The following is a 2,383-nucleotide window of genomic DNA, read 5'->3' as shown; positions in this document are numbered from 1 at the left end:
GTAAGCGTCCGGCGAACTCACCTTCCGAACTCCAGCTTTAAGGGCGATGGTGTCCGCGTATTTTTAAGCGGACGCGATCACCCTTATCGCCAGGATTTCCATGCGCCAACGAAGCTCTTATCCGAAACCATTCAAAGCTCAGGTCGTTCAGGAATGCCTGCAACCTGGCGCGACGGTGTCCAGTGTCGCCATCAGCCACGGCATCAATGCCAACGTCATCCGCAAATGGATGCCGCTCTATCGAGATCAGCCCGTAGCAGCTTCACTACCGGCATTCGTCCCGCTAAAAGCCGCACCTAAACGGTCAGCCGAAGCGTCAGTGATCATCGAGTTACCCATGGCCGGGCAAGTGATCACGGTGAAATGGCCAGCCTCGGATCCTGAGGGTTGTGCGCAGTTTATTCGGGCTGTCGCTCAATGATCCGCATCGATGCGATCTGGCTGGCCACCGAGCCGATGGACATGCGCGCCGGCACCGAAACGGCATTGGCCCGGGTGATCGCGGTGTTCGGTGCGGCGAAGCCGCACTGCGCTTATCTGTTCGCTAATCGCCGGGCTAACCGGATGAAAGTGCTGGTACACGACGGCGTGGGCGTCTGGCTCGCAGCGAGACGACTGAACCAAGGCAAGTTCCACTGGCCGGGCATTCGCCATGGCGACGAGGTCGAACTCGACAGCGAACAACTCCAGGCGTTGGTACTGGGTCTGCCGTGGCAACGCGTTGGCGCAGGCGGTGTGATTACCGTGCTTTAACCGCCGGCCATTTGGCCGGTCTACTTATCGTCGTCCCGCTTCCGCTCTGGCACAATCGGCGGCATGACTTTCTCGCCCAACCTCGACCAGATGACCCCTGAACAGCTTCGTGCCTTGGCGGCACAGGCGTTGCAGTTGCAGTCCCAGGTCGAGGCGATGAGCAGAAAGATCCAGAACGATCAAACCGTCATTGAGCAGCTCACTTACGAAATTGCCCTGCTCAAACGCCACAAGTTTGCCAAGCGCAGCGAGCAAATCAGCCCGGCGCAAAGCAGCTTGCTGGATGACCTGCTCGACACAGACCTTGAAGCTATCGAGGCCGAGCTGAAACAGCTCCTCCCAGCTGCGCCACAGGCCGAACCACGGCAATCCCCGAAACGTGCGCCCTTGCCGCCGCAGTTTCCACGCACGGTGATTCGTCACGAACCCGAAAACACCCAGTGCGCCTGTGGCTGCCAACTTCAACGCATCGGCGAAGACGTCAGCGAGAAGCTGGATTACACGCCGGGCGTGTTTACCGTCGAGCAACATGTACGTGGTAAATGGGCCTGCCGCCAGTGCGAAACACTGATCCAGGCGCCGGTGCCAGCGCAGGTCATCGACAAAGGTATTCCAACTGCAGGCCTGCTGGCTCACGTGATGGTGGCCAAGTTTGCCGATCACTTGCCGCTGTACCGGCAGGAGAAAATCTTTGGTCGCGCCGGACTGGCAATTGCTCGTTCGACCTTGGCCCAATGGGTCGGACAAACTGGCGTGAGACTTCAACCGCTAGTCGATGCACTGCGTGAAGCGGTGCTGAACCAGGGCGTGATTCACGCCGACGAAACACCGGTTCAAATGCTTGCGCCAGGCGAGAAGAAAACCCACCGGGCCTACGTCTGGGCTTACAGCACGACGCCGTTTTCGGCGCTCAAAGCAGTGGTCTACGACTTCAGCCCAAGCCGTGCTGGCGAACATGCACGCAACTTCCTGGGCGACTGGAACGGCAAGCTGGTTTGCGATGACTTCGCTGGCTACAAAGCTGGTTTTGAGCAGGGCATCACTGAAATCGGGTGCATGGCTCACGCCCGTCGCAAGTTTTTCGATCTGCACGTGGCGAACAAAAGTCAGCTGGCCGAACAAGCGCTGCACTCGATCAGCGGCTTGTACGAGGTCGAGCGTCAAGCGCGGGACATGAGTGACGATGATCGTTGGCGAATACGTCAGGAAATGGCGGTGCCGATCCTCAAAAAACTGCATGACTGGATGTTGGCCCAGCGCGACTTGGTGCCCAATGGATCAGCCACGGCCAAAGCACTCGATTACAGCCTGAAACGCTGGGTAGCGCTGACGCGCTACTTGGACGATGGGGCTGTGCCCATCGACAACAACCAGGTCGAGAACCAGATACGGCCATGGGCCCTCGGGCGCTCGAACTGGTTATTTGCTGGATCGCTGCGCAGCGGTAAGCGGGCTGCGGCCATCATGAGTTTGATCCAATCGGCGCGCATGAATGGGCATGATCCATATGCCTACCTCAAAGATGTGCTGACGCGGCTGCCGACCCAACGGGCCAGTGAGATCGGGCGGTTGCTGCCGCATCAATGGATGCCGGCCTGACTTACGCAAGGTGAGTTCGCCGGACGCTTAC

Annotated in this window: 3 protein-coding genes; all 3 read left to right on the top strand. The window is 59.1% G+C overall.

The genetic code is table 11. The features are described from left to right. Positions 1–100: 100 nt before the first annotated feature. A complete protein-coding gene (tnpA, locus tag M5G17_RS27240; RefSeq protein WP_273895949.1) occupies positions 101–421 on the top strand; it encodes an IS66-like element accessory protein TnpA in 321 nt (106 codons plus the stop codon). Next, positions 418–753, top strand: a complete 336-nt coding sequence (gene tnpB / locus M5G17_RS27235) for an IS66 family insertion sequence element accessory protein TnpB (protein ID WP_273895948.1) — start codon at positions 418–420, stop codon at positions 751–753. Before tnpA ends, tnpB begins: the two co-directional genes overlap by 4 nt. A 63-nt stretch (positions 754–816) precedes the next feature. Beyond that, positions 817–2,352 carry an IS66 family transposase gene (gene tnpC, locus M5G17_RS27230; RefSeq protein ID WP_273895947.1) on the top strand — a complete coding sequence of 512 codons (1,536 nt, stop codon included), beginning with the start codon at positions 817–819 and terminating at the stop codon, positions 2,350–2,352. Positions 2,353–2,383 lie beyond the last annotated feature (31 nt).

This window comes from Pseudomonas rubra (assembly GCF_028656935.1).
Lineage (GTDB): Bacteria > Pseudomonadota > Gammaproteobacteria > Pseudomonadales > Pseudomonadaceae > Aquipseudomonas > Aquipseudomonas rubra.
This window is presented reverse-complemented; position numbering and strand designations above follow the sequence as displayed.